Origin of the sequence: Pseudomonas sp. 58 R 3, from assembly GCF_900006605.1 — a bacterium.
Classification (GTDB): Bacteria; Pseudomonadota; Gammaproteobacteria; order Pseudomonadales; family Pseudomonadaceae; genus Aquipseudomonas; species Aquipseudomonas salomonii.
In genome coordinates, this window is the sequence record NZ_CVTT01000038.1 from 178,741 (window position 1) to 202,233 (window position 23,493).

Below are 23,493 nucleotides of genomic sequence, written 5' to 3' on the forward strand. Positions count from 1 at the left end.
TTCCACCGCTACGCCCTGTCGGCTAAGGTGCGCGGCTGTGTTTCCTCATTTTGCAAAAGGCCTGGCATGACCGCGACAAGCAACGACCCACTTCACGGCGTGACCCTGCAGCACGTGCTCACCACGTTGGTGGAGCACTACGAATGGAGTGGTCTGGCCGAACGCATCGATGTGCGCTGTTTCAAGAGCGACCCCAGCATCAAGTCGAGCCTGACCTTCCTGCGCAAAACACCGTGGGCGCGGGAGAAGGTCGAAGGCTTGTACGTCAAGCTGATGCGTACCAAACGTCCGCTGGATTGAGGCCATGAAGCGGTACGTGGCCACGGCGGCGCTGGCCGGCTGGACAGGGCTGGCGATTCAGCAATACCTGATTTTCTATTCACGCTGGGAGGCCGGCGCGAGCCTGTTGGGCGGGCTGATCAACTTTTTCAGTTTCTTCACGGTGCTGACCAACACCCTGGTGGTCGTGGTGTTGAGCTATGCGCTGGTCAATCGCGAGTCGGCGGCAAAGCGCTTCTTCCTGGCACCCGCTGTCACTGGCGGTATTGCCGCGAGCATCGTGGTCGTGAGCCTGGCCTACAACCTGTTGCTGCGGCATTTGTGGAGCCCCACCGGCTTTCAATTTATCGCCGACGAATTGCTGCACGACGTGATGCCGGTGCTGTTTGTGATCTATTGGTGGCGCTGTGTGCCCAAGGGCACGTTGCGTTTCAAGCACATTGGCGGGTGGGTGATCTACCCACTGGTGTACTTCGCGTATGCGCTGCTGCGCGGGCATTTGCTGGGGCAGTATCAGTACCCGTTCATCGATGTGGACAGCCTCGGTTATCCACAGGTGTTTGTGAATGCCGGGGGGATTTTGGCGGGGTTTGTTGGGATTGCGTCGGCGGTGGTGGGGTTGGACAAAGTTCTTAAACGGGCAGCGTAAAAATGTGGGAGCTGGCTTGCCAGCTCCCACATTGGATCTTCAGTGGGCTTGAGGGCATTACTCTTCTTCGCTGCCCTCGGCACGCCAGTAACCCACGGCCTTGAGGAACTCCTCATTGACCTGGTGCGTGTCCAGCAACACGCGGCGCACCTGGCGCGACAGCTTGGTTTCCGTCGCGACAAAGCTGAACAGTGAACCGCCCGGCAGGCTCAGGCTGCGCACAGTCTCAAGCAGGTCGTCCTGGCCGCGCACCACCCAAATCACCTCTACATCGGCGGCGCTGTTCAGTGGCTGCTGTTCGGCGCTATTGGCGATTTCAATCACCGCCAACACCTTGCGCCCGGCCGGTAATTCTTCCAGGCGACGGGCGATGGCCGGGATCGCGGTTTCATCACCGATCAGCAAGTAGCTGTCGAAGATGTCCGGCACGATCATCGAGCCACGCGGCCCACCGATGTACAGGTGCTGGCCGACCTGCACCTGATCGGCCCAGGTCGAGGCAGGGCCATCACCGTGCAGCACGAAGTCGATATCCAGTTCGCCAATGCTCAGGTCGTAGCGCCGTGGCGTGTAGTCGCGCATGGCCGGTTGCGGGCCGTCGCCCTTGATGTTGAACGTCGGGCTTTCCAGCGCGGCCTGCTCGGCGGCGTTTTGCGGGAACAGCAGCTTGATGTGGTCGTCACTGCCCAGGCTGATAAAACCTGCCAGTTCCGGCCCGCCCAAGGTGACGCGACGCATGCGTGGGGTGATGTCGACCACCCGCAGTACTTCGAGGCGGCGGCGTTTGATTTCGTGGGTAACGCGATGGATAGCTTGAGTATTCATTGGTCTTTCCCGTCGGCGATGGCTTGGGCGGTGCCGTTGAGCAGCGCCGCGACACGAACGATTTCTTCCGGGCTCCAGCGCCCGTGGTGCGAATGCAAGGCGTGGCGCAGGTTATGCACCGCTTCGTGGATTTCCGGTGGGCGGTCATGGCCACGCAGCGAGCGCTTGCTGACATCAATGCGCATGCGCACGCCTTCCAGGGCAACGGCTTGCTCGCTTAAGAAGAGACGACCGGCGTCGGTGATTGTGTAACGTTTTTTTCCACTCTCGGCGTCGCCGCTGATCAACTCGCTTTCTTCCAGAAAGGTCAGCGTGGGGTAGATCACACCGGGGCTGGGGCTGTAGGCGCCGTCGAACAGGCTTTCGATCTGGCGGATCAGGTCATAGCCATGGCAGGGCTGTTCGGCGATCAAGGCCGGTAGCAGCAGCTTCAGGTCGCCAGGGGCAAATACCCGAGGGCCGCGGCCACCGCGTTTTTCAAATTCGCTGCGATGCTCGTGTCGCATTTTTCTATCCTCTTTCACATTTAGATATAACTTAAGATATATCTTGGGGCGGCGAAAGCACGCGGCGACCAACGGTCGCCCCTGGTCCGTGTGTGAAGAGGTGGCTGCCCAAAATCGGATAGGTTGTATAGACGATTCATAAGTTTAGAGTTATAACTTTAATTAGGTTAACTACTCGGTTTTGCCGTGTACGCCTTAATTTTCCGGCAGTATAACTTCGTGTAGCCTGATTCTTACGGCCCATTCCATAGTTGGATTTTTAATCACGTAGTCCTTCTCCTACGGTAACTTTTAAAGTTTTGGCAAAATGCCATCTTTTTCCCGCGACCCCTGTTTCCTGTGGCTACGAAGCTAGGCGAAGCAGCCTGCATACCGGTTGTTTAGTTAAGTTGATCATTGTTTGGCGTTGTTGGCTCAACCCGCTTACTGCGCGCTATTCGTTGTCGAGTATTTGCTCGGCAATGAATCAATCAATGTTGCTAACTACAGGTAAATGCCATGTTCAAGAAGTTTGCTGTTGCCGTTCCCCTGGCTGTTCTGGCGCTGTCTTCCTCGGTTGCAGCTTTTGCTGCCGGGGAAGCCAGCCATACCGTCAACCTCAAGGCAAACATCCCGACCACCGTGTTCCACGCCCAGCCGCGTGACCCGAACTGGGGCCGTGACGAAACCATGAGCTACAACCTGGTCAGCGGTGAGCTGGCGCCCCTGAGTGCCATCTACGACATCAAGAACACCAACGGCTCGGTCCACGCCTACATCGAAGGCGGCCCGGCCGTACTGTTCAACGGTGATGCTGCGCAGAACATCCCGCTGACCACCACCCTCAATGGCGTGACGCTCACCGGCGCACCGCAGGAAGTGGTCAACGAGGCCGACTCCACCCCAGGTATCGGCGCCGTGATGCGCATCAGCGCGGCCAAGCCTTCGGCGACCCAGCGTGGTTCCTACACCGCCGTAATGCCGGTGGTATTCGACGCAGTATTGCCAACGCTTTGATGCCAAAAAATACCCGATAACCCCGGGCGTTTGTTTTCAGGTCGGCTGATTTCCCTCCTCGGTCTGCCGGCCTGGTTTTCCTTCCCCGTTTTTTGGCATTCAGAGTGTTCCGTTCATGTTCCCGATGACGCCTATCGCGGCTGCGCTTGCGCTGTCGATGTGTACGAGTGCCCTGGCTGCGCCTGCCTTTTCCGGCGCTTCCACCCCCGGCAGCCTGATTACCCAGGCGCAAGGGCTGCCTGCTGGGTTTACCGATCACTTTTTCGACGTGCCGTTGGCGGTGCGCGTGGACCTTGACCAGCAATTGCTGGGCGAGGCGCTGATTGTTTTGTCTCGCGATGATCGTGTCACCTTGCTTGAATTTACCGACACCGCTGACAGTAAAGTCCCGGCCGCCACCCGAGACACCTGGCAAGCGCTGCTGGAAAAAGGCGTGGCGTTGGGCGCTTGCACCCAGTCCTGCCCCGAAAAAATGCTCTCGGCCCACTACAACCTGGAAAGCTCCCAGCTGTCGATCCTCACGCAAGACGTTGAACTGAGCAGTGGCATCCCGCGTTTTTATGAGCAGCCTGAAGGTGGCAGCCTTGGGTTGATCATCAACAACCAGCTCAACCTCAACGGCGGCCAGGCGGACAGCCTCGGCGGACGTTATGGCTTGCAAGCCAGCTCCAGCCTGGGCAATTGGAGCCAGGTGTTCAACCTGCAGTTGGCGCGCCAGAGCGGCGATGACGAGCCCATGCGCCATGCGATCCACGAGCTGTACACCCAGCGTGAACTCGAAGGGCAGTTTTTCCGCCTGGGCCACTTCACCCCCAATTCCGATGGCCTGACCCGCCAGTTGCGCAGCTTCGGCGCCAGCCCCGACACCGCGTTGGGCCTGATGTATGGCAGCTCCGACAGCCTGGCCATCAATAACGCCAAGCCCAGCGTGTACCCGATCTATGTCACCGCCAACCGCCAGGCAGCGGTGGAGATTTACCGCAACGGCCTGTTGATCAATACCCAGGCGGTTTCCGCCGGCCTGCAAACCCTCGACACCCGGCCCTTGCCCGGCGGTATTTATGAAGTAGAAGTGCGCCTGGTGGAAGACGGCCTCACCACCAGCACCACCCAGGAGCTGGTCTACAAACCCAGCAACTGGCGCAACGCCGAAGACCGCTGGCGCTATAACGTGTTCGCCGGGCGCGAAACCCGGTTGTTCAGTAACTGGGACGAACAAGCCTCCGGCGCGATGACCGCCGGTGCGTCGCTCAACTACCTGGTGCACCCTCGGGTGATTCTCGGCCTGTCGGCCCGTCAGGTCCGCGAACAACTCCAATATGGCGGCTCGGCGGACTGGACGGTGGCCAACAACACCAGCGTGTACGCCAACCTCTACCAGACCCAGGAACACGGGACCGGCATGGACCTGCAAGGGCTGTATACCTTGGGGGCGACCAACCTGGTGTTCAGCCATAACCGCAGCTGGCTGGATACCCGCGACACCTACGAGACCCTGCCTGACGGCACACGCCTGCGGCGTAACACCTTCGTCGGCGAGGCCAGCAACACGGCGTTGTCGGTCAACCACCGGCTGGATGCGAAAAACACCCTGAACATGCGCCTGTCCCACAGTGAAGGCAATGTGGAGGGTACCGGCATCGACCTGGGTTGGAGCCGTCACGACAACCTGTTCGGCAGTGACGCCAACTGGCGCTTCTCGGTGTTCGACCGGCCTGGCAGCGCCGGTACCAACGACGCCCGCAACCGCGGCGTAGACGTGAGCGTCAGCGTCAACCTGGGCACCGAAGGCCGACAGATCTCCGGCAGCATCGGCACCCGTACTGCCCGGGATGGCGGGCGCGACAACAACGCTTCGGTGACTTTGCGTCAGGACCTCACCGATCATTTGCTGCAAAGCGTCTCGGCCACGGCGATCACCGACACCTATGGCGTCGGCCTGTCGGGCATGGCCAACTTCAACACGGACGCAGTCAGCGGTGACGGCTTCGTGCAACGCAGCTCGTTCAATGGCGACCTGAGCGGCGGCTTGAACCTCAACAGCACCTTCGTTGCCGGCGCCGGCCAGATGCTGCTGAGCAGCCAATATCAGGGCAACGGTGCGGGCATGATCATCGACGTGGAAACCGACCTCGACGAAATCGCCCTGCGCGCCGATGACCTCGGCGGCGGCGGAGCGCTCCTGCGGCCGGGGCGCAACTACGTGCCGGTCTCGGCTTACAAGAGCAGCAGCGTGAGCTTCGACTTCGAAGGCAATCACCCGCCTGCGGCGAGTATTCAACCGGCCCGCGCCAGTTATCACCTGAACAAGGGCGGCGTCGACTACCAAAAAATCACCGTGATGAAAACCGTCAGTGTGCTCGGCCGCTTGCTGGACGAACACGGCGCGCCGCTTAGGGGCCATCACGTGATCAACCACGCCAGCCGCGGGGTCAGCGAAGTGGACGGGTTCTTCTCGATGGAAATGAGCGCCAGCTCACCGACGTTGCAAGTGCGCTACCAGAACCAGTTGCTCTGCCAGTTCCGTCTGGACCCGGCCAATGCGCCAAGCGAAAGCGATGTGCTGATGATCGGCGATTTGCGCTGCACCAAGGACACGCTCGCAGAAGCGGCCCACACCCCCCAAACCGCTGGTTGATGGCATGGACAGGATTGTATGACCTTGATTAACGCAACTGTAAAAGGCTTGGGGCTGTGTGCATTGGCACTGGCGCTGGGCGGCATGAGCCTGTCGGCGCACGCCTTCGTCGAGGAGATCACGGCAGTGTTTCGCCCCGACCCTACAAACCCGATGAGCAACAAGTTCAAGAACACTACGCCGCAAAGTGGCTTGTGCCCGTGGCATGTGCCGGCCAAGTGCGAAGCGCTGAATATCTTCAGTATTCGTAACAACAACTTCCAGGCCGCGTCGAACGGGCCGGTCCCGGCGAACCCCGATAACCCGCGCCAGGGCGCTTATTTCAAGATGCCTTCGAGCTGGCGAGATGTGCCCGTGACCCACACAGAAACCGGGGAACAGGCGACAGTCCAGATGCGTATCGCGGGTATCGGCGCCAATTGGCAGGTGGCCTACCCACCGGGCGTTTCGGCCTGGGGCAAGCCGGGGCAGGACTGGGCAACACCCTGGAGGAACGGAGCACCACCGTGTCAGCCGATCAACTACCTCGCGGCGGGGAACACGTTTGCCCTGTTTTTCTGGATCGTGCCCGAAAACGCCGGGGCGTGCAGTGTGACGGCGGGTATGCACATACCCTTCATGAAATACCACCACCTGGAATATGGCTACGAGCTCAAAACCCCCAACCCGCTGACCATGACGGCCGGCGAGTACCGAGGCACCCTGAGTTACACCATGGGGCCGGGGGCTGACTTCGATTTCGGCGACATCATGATCCCCGATGACAACATCGCCACCTTCAACTTCACCTTGCAAGTCGAACACATCCTCACGGTGACCCTTCCACCCGGCGGCAACCGTGTTGAGCTATTGCCCGAAGGCGGCTGGCAGGCCTGGCTCAATCGTGGGCGCCAGCCTTCACGTTTGTTCCGCGACCAGACCTTCAACATCTTCGCCAGCGGGCGTTTCAAGATGAAGCTCGAATGTGGTTTGGCGATTGGCAACACCTGCGGCTTGCGCAATGGCGCGGGGGATGAAGTGCCGTTGCAGGTGGCCGTCAGCCTGCCCTTTGGTTTGAACGACCAATACGGCCAGGCGGTAAACAAGTTGCCTCTGCGGCTGGACGGCTCGGGTACCGAGCTGTTCCAGGCCCAGCACTACGTGAACAACCGCCCCGGCACCCTGCATTTTGAGGTCGAGCGAGAGGATGTGAAAAGCATGCTCGAGCAGCCGGGCAGCACTTATTCGGGCCTGGTCACGGTGATCTGGGATTCGGAAGTCTAGGTGGCATCCGCCGCTCATGAACAGTGGGCGACGTTCAATTATCAAGGCGTAATCAAACATGAAACATGCAGTGTTATCGATGGGGCTGTGGCTGGTGTCGTTGGCGGTTTATGCGGGGCCGGCAATCAATGTCGGCGTGGTCTACGACTACCTCGAAGGCGATCGCAGTTCCTACCTCAAGCGCGTGTACAACGGCGGCACCAGCACCGCCTTCATCAAGGTCAACGTGTTGGAGATCGTCTACAACGCTGACGGCACCTCCAGGGAAGTGCCCGTTGCGTCGATGACCGACGCCAAAGGCAGCACCACCAACCGCGACGGCCTGATGGCCAGCCCCGCACGCCTGATCGTGCCGGCCGGCGGGCGCCAGGGCACGCGCTTGCTGTATATGGGCCAGCGCGACCGCGAGCGCTATTTCCGCGTGCGTTTCATTCCGGTGGTGCCGGAAAAGGAAGATGACTTTGCCGTTACCGATCAAGAACGTGCCGAGTACAAGGACGCACTGGCGGCCGGGGTCAACGTCATGGCCGGCTACGGCACGGTGTTTTTCGTGCGCCCGCAAGACACCCGCTTCGACACGCAGATCAACGAGACCGCCAGCCAATACACCCTGCGCAATGCGGGCAACAGCGTGGTGGTGCTTGATGAGTTCCGCGACTGTGCAGTGGCGAAAAAAACCGACTGTGAAGCCACCACCAAGCACCACATCCTGCCCGGTCGCCAACTGGTGTTCGAGAAAAAGCCCGAACGCCAATTCAGCTTCCAGATGATCGAGGGCCGTAGCAAAAAACCGATGACGGTCAACAGTAACGGGTGATGACTATGTTCAAGCAACTGACGGTACTGGCAGTACTGATGGCGCCCTTGCTGGTGGGCGATCGCGCGCAGGCGTTCCAGGAACGCCAAAGCTTTGATGTGTCGGTCACCATCCCGATCCATGAAGCCTATGTGCTGCCCTCCGAACCCGATTGGATGGGCCACGACCAAGTGCTGGCCTGGGACCTGGCGACGGCCCGGCTGGGCCGCCTGCGCAAGAATTTCGATGTGAAAAACATCAATGGCGGCGTGGCGGCGCGCCTGGGCGACACGCCCTACCTGTTGAGTGGCCGCAACCGCATCGATTTGCAGGTGCAGTTCAATCGGGTGCCCTTGACCCTGGATTCAACCCTGGTACTCAGTGCCGATGAGGCACGTGCCGGGCGGCGCGCCGAGCTGGAAATAACCGCCATTGAACCGGAGGACGGCTACAAGGGCGGCGAGTATTACGGCACGGTGCACCTGCTGTTTGATTTCCCGGCGCCTTGATCGAACGCCTGTTTCAGCTCGAAGGCGGTGTCATTGTTCCAGCCTGCGGTGGGGTCGGTGTTCAGTGTTTGCGGCGCCGACAGCTCGGCTGGCAAGGCGCCGGGTCGCTGGGTTTGGGCGTGCAAGGCTGGGTTCAACCGCCGCCATGCCGTGTGCTCACTTACGAAGCGCGGTTGCTGCGCCCCGTATCACGGGCGAGGGCCTGGCGGGTCAGTTGGCGCATCCATTCCTTTTCTTTGTATCCCAGATCGTTGAGCAGCCCGTTGTACACCTCATCGGACATGGGCTCGTCGGCAAATACCACACTGTCCGGGGCTTGGAGCGCTTCGCCCAGCGTGCGCAATGTGTCACGCAGCAGGGCTTTTTTTTCCGCTGTCAGTTCGTCTGCTCGCGCCCACTGTGCCTGCGCGGTTTGCAGGTCATCGAGCTGCAGAAAACGTGTGGAATACAGCTGTTCGTTGTCGCGGTAGGCCTGATCGTGACTGTCGCGCAGGTACTGTTCCCAGTAGGGCTCAAGCAACATTTGATTGACGAGCCCGTCGCCTTCGCTCAGCGCCAGCACCTGGGTGTACGCGTGGTTGATTTGCTCCTCGCTGACGTTGGCCGTTGCGCGGTACACCATGTGGCTGGAAATCCAGGGTAAATCCAGCCTGGCCGCAAGATCGGTCTGGTAGGCAAGGTGCACATCCACTTCATCGACCTCTCCAGGCTCGCCATTGCGTACATCCGACCTGAACCGTTGTCCCAGCCCGCCTTCGGCCGCCGGTCGCACGCGTTGAGCGATGTCTTCGCCCACCACCTTGCCCAGCAGCTTGAGACGGGCACTGCCTTTGGCCAAGGTGACGAGTTTTTCTTCACATTCGGCGGCGTTTTGGGAATAACGCAAGGCTTCGCTGGCCATGACCTCAATTCCCATCTCATTGAAAATCTGCGCGCCGGCGTCGGCGCACAGGCCTGGAAAACTGGAGATCTTGAACAGTCGTTCGCGCAACGGGTTGTCTTCATGGGCGGCGCGTATCAGTCGCCATACCCTTTGCGTCATGGCCCTGCGGTTGTTGGCGTAGCGCAGGCTGTCCTCGCCCTGTTCAAAAAAATCTGGGGGCTCGAGGTGGCGAATCACTTCGAAAAAGCCTTGGGAGCCATGTTCCTGTTCAACCGCATTCCACACGTGCTTTGCGATGGGGCGGGTTTGAACGTCAGCCTCCAGCAGCCATGGGTCGCTGTAGCCCATGGGTTCGTAGAGGCGGTTGGGGTCCAGGCCGGCAGCGGTTCGGTAGTGTTCGTAACGGGTAAGCGCCTCGACCGTAAGTGCGTTTCGATCCAGGCGTGTGCGCGCAATCACACGGGCGTTGGGAGTGCCTGCAGTGGCGTTCGGTAGCGTGTCGATAGGGTTTGCGCGCAGATTGAGCACAAAGTCGTCAGCGCGGTGGTGGGCAAACAGGCCACGTGGCCACTCGGTGATGGCCGTGCGGCTCAAGCCCAGGTGGCGCAGAGCAGGCATCAGGCTGATGTCGGGTGAGAGTACCAACGGGTTGTTGCCCAGCTCAAGGCGTTCCAGGCGGCGGGCTTTCTTCAGGCTGCGTATATCGTCGGCGCTGAACGTCAGGTCATTGCCGCTCAAGTCGAGCTCTTTGAGCCGGCGCATGTGCACCAGTGCCGGGGGAAGATCCGTGAGTTTGTTGGCGTGCAGGTCCAGGCTGCGCAAAGTTGGGAAGTGTTTAAGAAAGTCTCTGTGTGCTGGGCTGAATTCGGTATTGCTCAGGTTCAGGCCTGTCACATGTTCAAAATTGGCCGTCAGTCGAGGCAGTGTCGATGGCAAAGGCCGGCCGTGCAGGTCCAGTCGGGCACCGCTCTGAATATGGCCGTAGGCATCGGTGTGTTCTGCAAATCGGTCGCCCCAGCATCTCTCCACGGCAGTGGCTAGATGCCTTCTCCTGGAGCGTTCCGCCCGGTCCTCCTGACTGCCTCTGGCCTGCCCCGTCGGGCTGTCTTTCCAGGTTTGCAGCTCGACATGCAGGCGTTGTTTTTCGTCGACCAGTTCATGGAGCAGACTGCGCAGTTGTTGAGAGGGGACGCTGTCGATAAAAAGCTCCATGCGCTGTTCATTGAGTGTGGGAAACAGCAGCTGCAAGGTTTGCCGTACATCTTGATCCGAGGTCTCGACGGGGGGCTCGGCGCAGCGACTCACTCCCGCGCCGCCCAGCAGTTGCACGGTTTCCCGGTCGGCCCGGCGGTAGGTCGGTGGCTCGGCCAGCACCACGCGGCGCTCGGCCAATGACGCGAGTTGGTTCATCAACCACTGTTTGAACGGAGCGCCTTGGCCGGGTTGGTAGCCCAGTGCCTGGGCTTTATCGGCAGGTAACGTGCAGAGGATCGCCTCAAACAGGTCCGTGTGGGAGGACAGCCACGTACCCGCTTGATCAAACAGGTCGTAGCCACGCAGGGTCGGTACCAGAATTCGTCGGGCCGTCGCATCGACAGGTCCGGCCTCGCAGCGCAAGGTCCCGGTGGGCGTCTGCGCGCGGATTTGAAGGTGCAGGTCGGCAAAGCTGTCGCTATGCACCTTAAGGGTGTTCAGGACCATCCGTTCGGTGGCAACCGGCAAGGGCGCCGCCGCGTAAAACCCTTCGAAAGCCTGTACCGACTGCGCGGCCACGTCCAGTTCCCGGGCCTGATTATGCAGGCGCAGCGGCAGGCGTTGCTCTGCCATGGTTGCGTGCTCTGTGCTGCTGGCGGTACTGAGCAGGCGCGTCTGCAGGGCCATATCCAGGTGTGGGAAAGATTGGCGCACCAGCAAGTGCTGCGGATCGTCCGTCATCTCCCACACCTGCTGGTACACGTTGTCGGTGAAATCCCGGCGCCAGCGCAACACGTGATCTGCCAGTTGATTTCGCAGGTGCTGCACCCGTTGCGATTGAGCGATGTCGCCGCCCAGAAGCTGGCGGGTTGCCGCTTCGTCGAGAAAGCCCAGGACATGCTCGGGCAATTGACCTGACATCATTTGGTCAAAACTGAGGGGCAAGGTATTACCCGGCGCTGCATCAGGGTTGCCGACTTTGATGCTGTGCCCAGACAGGTCAGGGTTGAGGAACACCTCAATGGCTTTATCAGAGGGCCAGCCGTCCAACTCGGTAACGGTTTGTATAAACCAGTCTGATGAAGGGGCCAATGCCAGCGGCCGGCCGGTTCGGATTTTTTCGCTGGCGATTGCCGGGTAAGCCTGAGCTTCGAAGCGCCTGAGGGTGCCCGCCAATAGTGGCGGCAGGGGTTCGTGGTACAGGTGCATGGCACGCAGCACGGCCTCTTCAGTGCCGCTGGCCTGACGCATGTGCTCCAGTTGCTGATCGGTGAAACCTTCGACCCGATGGCCCAGGCGACGCATCAGGGTGGTGCTGTCCCAGGTCTGCGGCTGTTCCGCTTCGTGCAATATCGCACCGTCGCCGTTGAGAAATACCTGTGGGCGATAGGCATCCGCTCGTGTTGGGTGGTTGATCCGATGCTCGCCGGTATCTGCGTCAGGCAACACTTCATAGTGTTGGCCGTCCAGTGCCAGCAGATGCTTGCCATGATGCTGATGCAGACCCGACGGGGAGGGCTGCGAGTCGACAGGCAGGCCATGGTCCTGTCGCGCGTAAGGTCGCAGGTCGGGGTTCCATAACTTGACTTGGCCGTTGAGTACCCGCACCGGATGCAGGCCGTCGACGAACGGTGAGCGCTGGAGTTGGATGACTTCACCCAACGTTCCCGCTCCGGCAAAGAGCCCGGCCTGGATCAGGTTCTGCGCCACGTCCAGCAAATGTTGCGCAGCCTCTGTGCGCTGGCCCTCAGACCAATCGACAATGCCTTCAAACACGTCATCGAGCACTTGATAGGCTGTGTAGGCCAGCATCAGCTCTCCCACCAACGGCACGAAGGGGGTGATCAGCAGCAGGCCGACATTCAGCAAGTCCGACAGCACCTGTTGCAAGTTATCCCACCAGGCCCAGCGGGCCAAGTGATCGACGTAGGCGGTGGACACTGCCATGTCCCTGGCGTCATTGACGATCTTGTTCAGTTGCACGCGGTACAGGTAACGCCACAGGGTGTTGTCGGCCGGGTCGTCCGAACGGTTTTGATAATCCTCGGTGATGTCCTGCAGGCGAAATTGCAGCGTGGGCTGTTCGGCCTTCTGGCTTAGTCGCGCATTGAGTTGTGCGAAAAATTGGCCACGCAATTGATGGGGAACAAAGTGGCTGAAGAACGGCTGGTAGGTGCCTGTGGGCTGCGCGGGGCTGCCCTTCAACTGGCGGGTCAGTTCTCGTACAAAAGCGATGGGGTCGGGGTATTCCTTGACGGGGTGTTCAGGGTCGCCTGGTACATACGCAATGAGCCGGCCATTGGTGGGTTTTGCCATGAACAGCAGGATGCCGGTCAGTGGGCAATCCAGCACGCTCAGGTTGTAGCTGTTGATGGGCAGGCCATCGAGACGCACATCGGCGTCTCCGTCGATCAGGCCCCGCAGCGTCTCCAGCGCATCGGCGCGCAGGTCGCCTTTGAGTTGCGCCAGGTGGGCAGCGCCCTTGAGGGCGGCCTTGTGGGTGGTGATAGCCTCATCGCGCACGGCGGCCGCGACGGGTGGGTTATCGAACCCCAGGCGCCATCGGAGGCTGGCCTGGTAACGAGCGCCGATGTCCAGGTTTCTGCAGATGTTCTTGAAGGTGTCTGCGTTGAGGCGCACACCCGTGCGGCGATGGGGGAAATGCAGGATGTCCTGTTGACCGCGCGAGTCTTGCGCGCTGAGAAAGGCAAAGTCCACGAAGCGGTCGTCTGCGCAAAAGTTACCCAGGGCGGCGTCCAGCAACGACAGGGTTTTACTTTGCACGCCCTGTTTGACGTTGATCGTCCACCAAGCCAGAGCGGCGTCGCTATAGAGGCGCAGGTAGGTGTTCTTGACGTCAATGTCGCCGTAGCCAGTCAGCAAAGCGGCTTTGAGCAACGGCTCGGCAAAGGCATAGAGATCATTGATATTCCCCAGGCGTTTATCCAGGGTGTTTTGTGCCCGTCGATGCTCGGCAATGACCTGCTTGAGCTGTTGGTGGTCTTTGCTGGGGGCCTGCGGATAAGGGGGGGCGCTGGGCAAGGTTGCGCTTTTCAATGCGTTAATGCGCACCTGGGTTGTGTCTTTGAGCCAGTCGGGCAGGGCATTTTTGAGGTGTTCGATATGACGGCCCTGATAACTGTCCGTCGTGGCAGGGGGGAGCAAAATGGGCATTTCTTTCAACCTGAATAGTCCTTTAAAGGCTATCGATTCTATTCAGCTGACTGCTTGAAAATAAGGTTGAAAAGTCAAACGAAAGGCCTGGGAAAACGGGCATTCGAGGTCAATAAATCAGGGCTAAGCAATAGCTCAATACCACCCTGGTGACGTCATCGAGCCAGGCATGCGCTCTGACTGCCGTCTTGCAGGTAAGGGGTCAATATCGGTGCCATGCCTTTGAGCACCTGCACCGGCAGTGCCGAGGTGAACTTGAAGTTTTGCGCCGAACTGCCTGGCACAAAGGCGGTGAGGGTGCCGAAGTGGCGCTCGCCGATGTAGAACACGAACGTGGCAGTGCGGTTGATCGCTTTGGAGCTGATCACCCGGCCGCCGGCGCCCATCGCTTCGATGCGGTTGTCGCCGGTGCCGGTCTTGCCGCCCATGGCCATCGGCGTGCCGTCGGCCTGCACGAAACTGCCGGAAACACGCTTGGCCGTGCCTGCGTCCACCACTTGCGATAACGCGCCGCGCAACGCGGTAGCGACCTCGGACGGCATCACCCGTTTACCTGCATCGGGGCTGTTGACCACGCGGGTTTCGTAAGGTGTATCGGCGCCAAAGTGCAGGCTGTCGATGCGCACCACTTTGCTGCGCACGCCGTCGTTGAGGATGATGCCCATCAGTTCGGCGAGGGCTGCGGGGCGATCGCCCGAGCTGCCAATCGCGGTGGCCAGCGACGGCACCAGGTGGTCGAACGGGTAGCCCACCGCCTGCCAGCGCTGCTGAATATCCAGGAACGCCTCGACCTCCAGCATGGTGCGGATGCGGCTGTCACGCGCACTCTGATGACGGCTCTTGAACAGCCAGCTATAGACCTCCTGGCGTTCGAACTGGCTGGCCTTGACGATTTCGCTGAACGTCGCCTCCGGGTGGTTGATCAGATAGCCCAGCAACCACAGGTCCAGCGGGTGAACCTTGGCGATATAGCCCTGATCGGGCAGGTCGTAGGCGCCGGGGCCGTAGCTGTCATAGAGCGCATCGAGGCGCTTGTCGGTCAGCCTCTGCAGGTCCTTGGTGCCGGCCAGGCGTGCGCGAACGAAGCTGTTGAAGCTGTCGCGGCTGGCCTCGGGCAGCAAATACCGGTGGATCGCGGCCAGGCGAATCGCCGTGGGGTGCAGGCTGTCGAGGAAGGTTTCCAGGCGCGCCTGGGTGTCTTTCTTGTGGTACTTCTTCCAGAACTTGAGCAGGAACGTGGTGCCTTCACGGTCGGCAAATTGCGCCAGGTATTCCTGGCGACGTGGCTCGTTGTCGTCCTTGAGCAATTGCGCACTGTTGCTGGCGCCGGTGTAGGTGGTGTAGCGCACCAGATCGCGCATCAGGCGGATAAATGGCAGGTTGATCGACTCGCGCAGGGCGTCGCGCAGGGTCGGGTTGCGGCCGTTGTCTTCGTTGCGAAAGTTATGGAATCGGTGCAGGCCACCGCCGGTGAAAAAGCTTTCGCCAGGGCTTGCCGAATAGGTGCGGTTAAGCGCAGCGTCGAGCATGTCGGCCAGGGGTTTGCCGGGATTTTTCAGCAGGTAATCGACGGCCCAACGGCTGATGCGGTCCTGCTCCGGGACCTCGATTTTTTTCAATGCCGCGGCTGTTGAGGTGCCGTAGCGCTCATGAAGTTCGGCGACGATTTGCAGGTAAGTGGTAAGCACCCGCAGCTTGGCGGTGGAGCCCAGTTCCAGTTTGCTGCCGTTGTTGATGTCGAAGGGTTGGTCTGTGTTGTCGGTCTGCACCCGTACGCGTGCGCCGTCGGTGGTGCGCTCGAACAAGGTGAAGCTGTAGCGCACCTGCGGCGTGCTCGCCGCAGTGAGCAAGCGTTCGCCCAGCAACCCGACCTGGGCGGCATAGTCAGGGGCGGCAAGGCGTTTGAGGTAGGCGCTGACCTGTTCTTGCAACTCGCCGTGCAAGGTACTGGTGGCCGACAGGTCCAGCCGGTCCAGGTCGTACAACGGACGATCGAGCAGGGCGGCCAGGCGGCTGCGTGCGGCGCTGATACCTTTGTTGGTCTCGACTTTCTGCAGGGTTGGCTGCTGCTGCCAATCACGGTAGCTGACCTTGCTTGTCAACGCCGCCGTCAACAGCTGGGGCGGTACCACGGCGTTCTGCGCCAGCAACCGCAAGTGACTGTCGGTCAGTTGCGTCAGGTCGTCACGGCCCTTGGTCAAGTAATAGGAGGGGCGGCGCTGGGCGATGATCAGCGAGAGCACTTGGCGCAACGCCAGGCCGCGCGCCGCGAGGCTGGCCGGGGTTTGCGCGGTGTCGTCCAGGGCCCGGTTGACCTGGGCAAAGTCGGCGCCGTACCACACCCGCAACCCCTCGGCGATGCCATGCACTTCGCCGTGCCCAGGGACCGCCGAGAGGGGCACGCTGTTGAGGTAGTCGCGCACCACGTTTTGCCGTGCGGCGAGGGTATCAGGCCCGTGTTGGTAGGCGCGTAAGCTGGCGGAGAGCATCTGGCGGATTTTTTCGTTGCCTGACAGGGTCAGGCCGTCCGGCGAGTGACGGTATTTTTCCAGTTGCGTCGCCAGGGTACTGCCGCCCGCCGATTGCCCTGGCAGGTGCAACTGTCGGGCGACTTGCGACCAGGCAGCCTTGGCAAAGCGCGGCCAGTCCACGGCGGGGTTCGCCTGGGGCGGGTCAGGGTCGAGCAGTTGGCGGTTTTCAATGAACAGCAGGCTGTGGACCATCAGCGCCGGCACCTCGTTGAAGTGTTTGTACAGCTGAGGCGGATAGTTGAATTGATACAGCGGTGCGGCGCGGCAGTCGGTGATGGTCAAGCCGGCTTGCAGCTTTTCGGCATAGGGAATGAACAGACCATGGCGGCTGTAGTCCATCAGCGCATCGGAAAAGCGCGCCTGGGATTCGATCAGGTAGTTGCGCTTGAACAGGCGCGGCAGGAACTCACCCAGGACGCTGTAGCCCAGGCGCCGGTCGAACGGACCGTCGCCGGGGTACACAATGGCATCGCTGGCGCCGGGCCCCATTGTGTAGGTCAGTTGGGCCGCCCACTGGCTGAATGTGCGGGCTTGCCAGTGGGCAGTGTGCATTTCACGGGTGGCGGCAAACCCCAGGGCAATCAGGGCCATCAACAGAATCAACCAGTACAGCCGGCGCCACGACTGGGCGGGTTTGAGTTTTTTTGCCTGCGGCGGGGCTGACGGGCTGTCAGTTTGAGCCTGGTGCGAATCGGTTTGCCACAGTGCGCCCATAGTCGATTGACCATTCTTACAGATTGATCGGACTTGTCTGAAGCGTAGACGCTGATTGACAGCACTACGAAGTTTGTAGAGCGCTAAAGCTCGACGCGTCAGACGGGAGGGTAGATAACTACCGCGCCGTCAGGATGGCAGCGGGTAGCTTTCGTGATTTAAGCCATCATTGAGCTCTGCCATGACCCTTTCCGACACCGCTTCAGACTCGCCGCGCCAAACCACCATTGAGCAAATCCAAACCTTGTTCAGCGAGCCGCCGAGCCTGCTCACGGTCGCGCACGACAGTGCCCAGGCTTATTTGGACGAGCACTTGGGCGCGGGAAAATGGCAGGTTGGCTTGATTTACATCGGCACCCCGACGGACGAGGACGACACGCTGGCCTACCGGTCTTTGCCCGAGTGGGTGCTGCAACGCTTGGCCGGCAGCAAACCCTTGCTGTTGGTGGCGGACTATCACGTTGTCGTCCAGCGCGCGCGTGAGGTGTTTGTGGCCGGTGGCCCGACCCTCAGCGAGCTGGAGCCGCTGCTCAATCGTTGCGGTGCCGGGTTGTTGGGGGCGTATGCACAGCGCTTGCAAGCCTGGTGGCGTGAGGCGTTGCCGGTGGAGATGACGCGGTGGGGCTACCTGTCGGATGATCTGCTGACGTTGCTTTACGACGCCGGCAAACCACCCGGTTTCAACGACGAAGGCTTTGCCCAGCTGTTCCCCAAAACCCTGCTGCACCCGACGCGGCCCGACCGCGAGTGGAGCGCCCACGGTGAGGCGTTGCGTGTACAGGCGGTGTTCCTGGCCGGCGCGACGCCGCTGATGTTGCCGTTGCTGATCCTCAGCCACGGGCAACGGACGTTGCTGTTCAGCCCGGCCAGCGGTATTCATCCGTTGGGCAGCATCGACGATGTGGCGGCGCTGTTACCGGCCTATGTGCCTGAAGACGCAGGCACTGAACAGTGGTTTACCCAGGAAGTGGAAAGCGATCCGTTCGATGCCCTGGCCGCCAGTTACCTGGCATTGCAACTGCGAGAGATTGATAGCATCGACCGTAACCTGCCGCTCGCGCCTGGGCAGCACCAAACGCTGCTCAGGCATATTACCAACCCCCATCGCTGGTTTGTCGCGCACCTGAGTACGGGCCAGCAGAAGCTGCGTGAGGTGCTGCCTTTATGGCTGGCCCATGCCAGCCGTGAAGACAGCATCGCCTATGCGCGTCTGTTCCAAGCGTTGGTGCTGGCCCGCGAGCACAATGGCGGGCAACAATTTTTGGAGGGGATCGATTCGATCCAGGTGTTTGCCGACCGGGCCTTGCGCACTTGCCTGCAAGCCGAACCCGCCACTAAAACAGTGCGACCCGCCGACGTCCAGTTGACCTTCAACCGCGTGATCGCCGCGGCAATTCCGGTTTCCGGGGGCTTTGTCGCCGGTGAAGTCGACCCGGTCACAGTGAGCCTGACCGAGCTGGCCCTGGAAAACCTGGCCGGCTTGCCGCACACCGTCACCGCGATCACCCTCAAGGGTGCCCAGGCCCCCGAGTGGTTGACCTATAGCCTGCTTCAAGGTTGTGTGGAAAAAGCCGATGTGGGCCAGGCCTACCCGGATCTGTTGAAGAAAAAACTGCTGGATGACCCGTTGGAACGCAGTCGTCGCTCAGGGTTGTTCACACGTCAGTTACGGGTGCAACTGCCGATGCTGGCGCTGGAACTGAAACTCAAAGGCGAGCACGGCCTGACTCAGGAAGGGGTCGACCGCGTACAGGCTGCGTTGCAAGCCGGCCTTGCCGAGCGCAAGGTGCAGGGCCAGGCGATGACGTTGTGGCCGCTGGCATTCAAGGCCTCGCCTGAGGCTACGCAGGATGTGGTTACCAATCACTTCATCATCGGGCCCAGTACCGGGGACACTGGCGTTCATCTGCTCTACCGGCCCTTGCTCAATCCGATGTTGCAAGGGTTCGAGTCGATCAAGGCTTTGTTTGACGCCATCAAGGCTAACGGCCCGCTGCAGGACGACGTGCTGACGTGGATCGCCCCGGCGCGCCAGGCGGTGTACGCCAACGGCGGTTTCCTTGCACCGCATATCCGCCGTTTTTTATCCGGTGATGAATTTACGCTGTACGAGAAGCCTGCTCCGGCCCAGCTCAGCAAACAACCGGGCAGTGAAGACGCCTGCAGCCTGATCTTCGAGGGCACGGCCCAGGCGCTGGTGTCCCTGGCTGACCGGCAATCGGTGTCGAATGCGGAACAGCGCTGGGTAAAGCTCAAAGAGATCGGGTGGCTGCTGTTTGGCACGGTGTTGCCGTATGCCGGCGGCCCCTTGCAACTCGGCGGTTGGCTGGTGCAAGTGATGGACAGCCTGCAACAGGATATTCAAGACCTGGCCAGCAATGATGACCAGCTCAGGAGCAAGGCAGTCATGGACGTGTTGAGCAATCTGATGGTCGTCCTCGCCCATCAAGCCACGCCCCATGATCCTTTGCAGCCATTGCAGCTGGAGCATCCGGTGTTCGCCCCCCTGGCCAGCGCCAAGGCGGTCGCCACGGTGCCTGCACGCAGTGCCCCGCCCGCAGCGTTCAGCTCGCCAACCCGTTGGAGCAATGCCCGCGACACCCTGACCGCCGCGCAACATACGCGCGCCCGCGCCTTGAGCCTGGGGGCTTTTTCAGGTGGCTGGGACAACGCCGAACAAAGCGGCCCGCGCCGTGGCTTGCTGCGTGATACCGCGTATTCGCCGCCGCAATGGCATGCCCTGGTGCGTGGCCATCGGTACCGGGTGGTGGATGAGTCAGACGCGCTGCGGGTGATCAGCGCCGATGGTACTCAGAAAGGGCCGTGGCTCAAGCCGTTGGGGGAGGGGCACTGGGATTTTGATGGGCGCTTGCGCTTGGCCGGCGGCAATGCCGATGCGGCGATGCAAGCCCAGTTGCAGGCACTGGAGCTTTCACTGCCCCAGCTTGAGGAGCAGTACCGTGAAGCTGGCCGGTCGCGCGCCAAAGCTGGCGTCGCCATGCAAGTGGCGCGCAACTTGGTGAGTGAATCTAAAGACAAGATTAGCTCAGAACAGCTTGCCAAACTTCAGGCACGTTACCGCCAGGAACTGCGCAATAAAGTCGAGTTTTCCGAGAAGGAATTGCAACTGCTGATGCGCCTGCGCGCGATCAAGCCCCGTCCCCATTACGAGGAAAATCTGTGTGAAATACTCGAGTCGCTGATTCTCACCCTGCGACTGATGGACGCCGATACCCGTGAGCGCATGATCCGGATCAACCAGCGGATCAAACCTTTATTGGATGTGCTGCAAGACGAAACTGACGAAGAAGCCGGCTCTGACCTTAACCGTCAGGCGCATGCCGACCTGGAAAAAAACATGCGCGACCAGGTGGCCGCCGAAGCGTCTGCGATCCACAGTCGCAGGCGGGAGAACAGCTATATGGAGCAGTTGCGCAGCGTACCGCGCCTGGGCCGTGACAAAGCCCGCGCGCTGGAGGCACAGCTGCCGCTGCGCCCCTCGATTCTGGATTTGCAATCGTTGCAAGTCACCACCCTGTGGGGCATTACCATCGACATTGAAGGCCCGCCTCTGGAAGCGGAATTTTTTGACAGCTTGAACCAGGTGATCAATCGTGCGCGTTGGGCCAGCCGCTCCCTGGCCGAGTTGGAATACCTGAGCGTCTCCACTGAGGAACGTATCGAACTGCTTAAAAGCCTCAGTCATGTCTACGCGGTAACCGACGACCATATTCGGTTCTGGCGGGCCATGGCACCGGACACCTTTGACTTGCCCAACCTGGAAAAGCTGCAGGCACTGCTGGCCGACCTGCACCAGCAAGTCGATGGGCAACTGGCTGATCTGCTGGCACCCATGCCTGGCGCCCGGCAACCCAGGCCGCCCGGCGCAGCAGGTGCGCGGGTCAAAAAGATTATCCGCACCCGTAATCGCGATGTTTATGTGGCTCGCGTCAAAACGCCGGCCGGTACGGCGGAACTGGTGGATGACAAAGGCAATGTGCTCGCCACCTTCACCGAGGCCGAAGACGGTTTGTGGGAGCCGGTTGAGCCACCGCCCCGGCGCACGGCCAACCCACAATTGGGCGCGTTGCTGAACAAGGGCCAGCGTTTGCTGGCGGATGTGGATATCGCGATTCTCAAGGTGCAGGCGTTGTCCAGCCAATGCGAGCCTTCATCTCTGCAAGCGCTGCTGACGGCACAAGCCAACAGTCGACGGATGGTTGCCGCGGATATTGATAAGAAATTACGCAGCCTGAACCTGTCACGGCTGGCGGCCACTCAGTTGAACAATGCCAGGGTCCGCGCCAGCGACCTGCGGGCCGCCGCGGCACGCCTGGACGCCGCTGGGGTGGAGGCCCGCGTGCGAGCGAGCAAACTGAAGTTGAATCGAGCCGAAGATGTGGACTTCCTGTATGGGCTCAATGAGGTCCGCATCATTCGCGAGGACGGGCGTGTGCCTGCCAGCGACAAGCCCCGGGACTTTATGCAGGTGTACGTGGTGACGGACACACTCACTGGACAGCCACTGTGCTACGCGCATTTTCACTATGAAAACCGCCAGGGCCCGGCAGATCACTACACCGCCGCGCACCTCAAGAGCCCTGAACAGCAACGCCTTGGCCGGCAGGCCCAGGCCCAGGCCGAAGCCCAGGCATTCGCGCGGATTCGCACCGGCCAGACCGGCCGTGTACAGCTCACCCTGGAGATTGAAAGGACGAGCATTTCGAGGCCGTTGGCCAGGCGCTTGTTCTTTAGTGTTGATTGATTGCTGGTGTGCGTTCGCTCACGCCTGCGGTGGATGAGCGCGCCCAGCCCGTAACAGGTTATGCAATACTCCGCGCCGTTTTACCCTGGGAAGGCCGGTCTAGAGGCTTGGTACTTCCCCCGCCCAAGGACTTTTTTACGGGTCATATCGCCAAATTTCTGTGTTTATAGAGTGAAATATCCTATCGCTAGCTTTTTATACTGACGCCCCGCTGACCTGGCCGCTTACGTCCGCCAGGCGGGTTTGCCCACGAGGCAGGCCCGGTCAGGCCGGTGTAACGGCGCACACGCCGCTGCATCACAGGCTCGGTGGCTTAATCCAATAACAAGATGAGGTTGTATCCCTATGCCTGTCGGCAAACCACTGCCCCCTGGCGAGACCGCTCAAGGCGGACCGCTCAAACGCGAACTCGGTGAACGGCATATTCGCCTGATGGCGCTTGGCGCCTGCATCGGTGTGGGCCTGTTCCTCGGCTCGGCCAAGGCCATCGAGATGGCCGGCCCGGCGATCATGCTCTCTTACATCATCGGTGGCCTGGCCATTCTGGTGATCATGCGCGCCCTCGGTGAAATGGCGGTACACAACCCCGTGGCCGGTTCGTTCAGCCGCTATGCCCAGGATTATCTTGGGCCGTTGGCAGGCTTTCTCACCGGGTGGAACTACTGGTTCCTGTGGCTGGTGACCTGCGTGGCGGAAATCACCGCCGTGGCGGTGTACATGGGCGTCTGGTTCCCCGACACGCCGCGCTGGATCTGGGCCCTGGCGGCACTGATCAGCATGGGCACCATCAACCTGATCGCCGTCAAAGCCTTTGGTGAATTTGAATTCTGGTTCGCGCTGATCAAGATCGTCACGATCATTGCCATGGTGATCGGCGGCGTCGGCATCATTGCCTTCGGCTTCGGTAACGACGGCGTAGCCTTGGGTATTTCCAACCTGTGGGCTCACGGCGGCTTCATGCCCAATGGCGTACAGGGCGTGTTGATGTCCTTGCAGATGGTGATGTTCGCCTACCTGGGCGTCGAGATGATCGGCCTCACCGCCGGTGAAGCACGCAACCCACAGAAGACTATCCCCAGCGCCATCGGCTCGGTGTTCTGGCGCATTCTGCTGTTCTACGTCGGTGCACTGTTCGTGATCCTGTCGATCTACCCGTGGAATGAAATCGGCACCCAGGGCAGCCCGTTCGTGATGACCTTTGAACGTTTGGGCATCAAGACCGCTGCAGGCATCATCAATTTCGTGGTGATCACCGCCGCGCTGTCGTCCTGCAACGGCGGTATCTTCAGCACCGGGCGCATGCTTTACAGCCTGGCGCAGAACGGCCAGGCGCCGGCGGCTTTCGGTACCACCTCCAGCAATGGCGTACCGCGCAAGGCGCTGCTGCTGTCGATCTTTGCCCTGCTGCTGGGCGTGCTGCTCAACTACCTGGTGCCTGACCAGGTATTTGTCTGGGTGACCTCCATCGCCACCTTTGGTGCGATCTGGACCTGGCTGATGATCCTGCTGGCCCAGCTCAAGTTCCGCAAAGGCCTGAGCCCGGCCGAAGCGGCGGGCCTCAAGTACCGCATGTGGCTGTACCCGGTCAGTTCCTACCTGGCGCTGGCGTTCCTGGTGCTGGTGGTGGGCCTGATGGCGTACTTCCCGGATACGCGGGTGGCGCTGTATGTGGGGCCTGCGTTTCTGGTGCTGCTGACCGTGCTGTATTACGTGTTCAAGTTGCAGCCGACCAATGCGGCGGCACGCTCCGTAGCCTGACGGCCTGGCGCAC

At 60.8% G+C, this 23,493-nt stretch carries 13 protein-coding genes; 9 read left to right on the forward strand and 4 right to left on the reverse strand.

Annotated elements, in window-relative coordinates:
* The first annotated feature begins 66 nt into the window (after positions 1-66).
* A complete protein-coding gene (locus BFP92_RS06590) occupies positions 67-300 on the forward strand; it encodes a VF530 family protein (RefSeq protein ID WP_010212838.1) in 234 nt (77 codons plus the stop codon).
* A gap of 4 nt (positions 301-304) precedes the next feature.
* Positions 305-928: a Pr6Pr family membrane protein gene (locus BFP92_RS06595; RefSeq protein ID WP_065912702.1), complete on the forward strand. Its 624-nt coding sequence runs from the start codon at positions 305-307 to the stop codon at positions 926-928.
* Between the two features lie 57 nt (positions 929-985).
* Here the strand turns inward: BFP92_RS06595 and BFP92_RS06600 are convergent, their stop codons facing one another.
* Both BFP92_RS06600 and BFP92_RS06605 read right to left on the reverse strand, forming a co-directional pair.
* The gene (locus BFP92_RS06600; RefSeq protein ID WP_065912703.1) at positions 986-1,753 is read right to left on the reverse strand and encodes a siderophore-interacting protein; all 768 of its coding nucleotides are present in this window, start codon (positions 1,751-1,753) and stop codon (positions 986-988) included.
* Complete coding sequence (locus tag BFP92_RS06605; RefSeq protein ID WP_065912706.1) at positions 1,750-2,259, reverse strand: PadR family transcriptional regulator; 510 nt, start codon at positions 2,257-2,259, stop codon at positions 1,750-1,752. The genes BFP92_RS06600 and BFP92_RS06605 overlap by 4 nt, the downstream gene beginning before the upstream one ends.
* A 498-nt stretch (positions 2,260-2,757) precedes the next feature.
* Between BFP92_RS06605 and BFP92_RS06610 the strand changes: the two genes are divergently transcribed.
* The 5 genes from BFP92_RS06610 to BFP92_RS06630 all read left to right on the forward strand — a co-directional run bounded on the left by BFP92_RS06610 (position 2,758) and on the right by BFP92_RS06630 (position 8,461).
* Positions 2,758-3,255 (forward strand): CS1 type fimbrial major subunit, encoded by a 498-nt coding sequence (locus BFP92_RS06610; protein WP_065912708.1) that lies wholly within the window; start codon positions 2,758-2,760, stop codon positions 3,253-3,255.
* A 115-nt stretch (positions 3,256-3,370) separates the two neighbouring features.
* Positions 3,371-5,893: a TcfC E-set like domain-containing protein gene (locus tag BFP92_RS06615; protein ID WP_065928870.1), complete on the forward strand. Its 2,523-nt coding sequence runs from the start codon at positions 3,371-3,373 to the stop codon at positions 5,891-5,893.
* Between the two features lie 18 nt (positions 5,894-5,911).
* A complete protein-coding gene (locus BFP92_RS06620; RefSeq protein WP_065928871.1) occupies positions 5,912-7,156 on the forward strand; it encodes a hypothetical protein in 1,245 nt (414 codons plus the stop codon).
* A 58-nt stretch (positions 7,157-7,214) separates the two neighbouring features.
* Positions 7,215-7,973 (forward strand): pilus assembly protein, encoded by a 759-nt coding sequence (locus BFP92_RS06625; protein WP_065928872.1) that lies wholly within the window; start codon positions 7,215-7,217, stop codon positions 7,971-7,973.
* Between the two features lie 5 nt (positions 7,974-7,978).
* Positions 7,979-8,461 (forward strand): CS1 type fimbrial major subunit, encoded by a 483-nt coding sequence (locus BFP92_RS06630; RefSeq protein WP_065928873.1) that lies wholly within the window; start codon positions 7,979-7,981, stop codon positions 8,459-8,461.
* Between the two features lie 160 nt (positions 8,462-8,621).
* Here the strand turns inward: BFP92_RS06630 and BFP92_RS06635 are convergent, their stop codons facing one another.
* Together BFP92_RS06635 and BFP92_RS06640 are read right to left on the reverse strand one after the other, a co-directional pair.
* The gene (locus BFP92_RS06635) at positions 8,622-13,712 is read right to left on the reverse strand and encodes a dermonecrotic toxin domain-containing protein (protein WP_065929281.1); all 5,091 of its coding nucleotides are present in this window, start codon (positions 13,710-13,712) and stop codon (positions 8,622-8,624) included.
* Between the two features lie 155 nt (positions 13,713-13,867).
* A complete protein-coding gene (locus BFP92_RS06640; protein ID WP_065928874.1) occupies positions 13,868-16,957 on the reverse strand; it encodes a transglycosylase domain-containing protein in 3,090 nt (1,029 codons plus the stop codon).
* A 181-nt stretch (positions 16,958-17,138) separates the two neighbouring features.
* Between BFP92_RS06640 and BFP92_RS06645 the strand changes: the two genes are divergently transcribed.
* Complete coding sequence (locus tag BFP92_RS06645) at positions 17,139-21,722, forward strand: hypothetical protein (protein WP_065928875.1); 4,584 nt, start codon at positions 17,139-17,141, stop codon at positions 21,720-21,722.
* Between the two features lie 345 nt (positions 21,723-22,067).
* Positions 22,068-23,480 (forward strand): amino acid permease, encoded by a 1,413-nt coding sequence (locus BFP92_RS06650; RefSeq protein WP_065928876.1) that lies wholly within the window; start codon positions 22,068-22,070, stop codon positions 23,478-23,480.
* Positions 23,481-23,493: the final 13 nt, after the last annotated feature.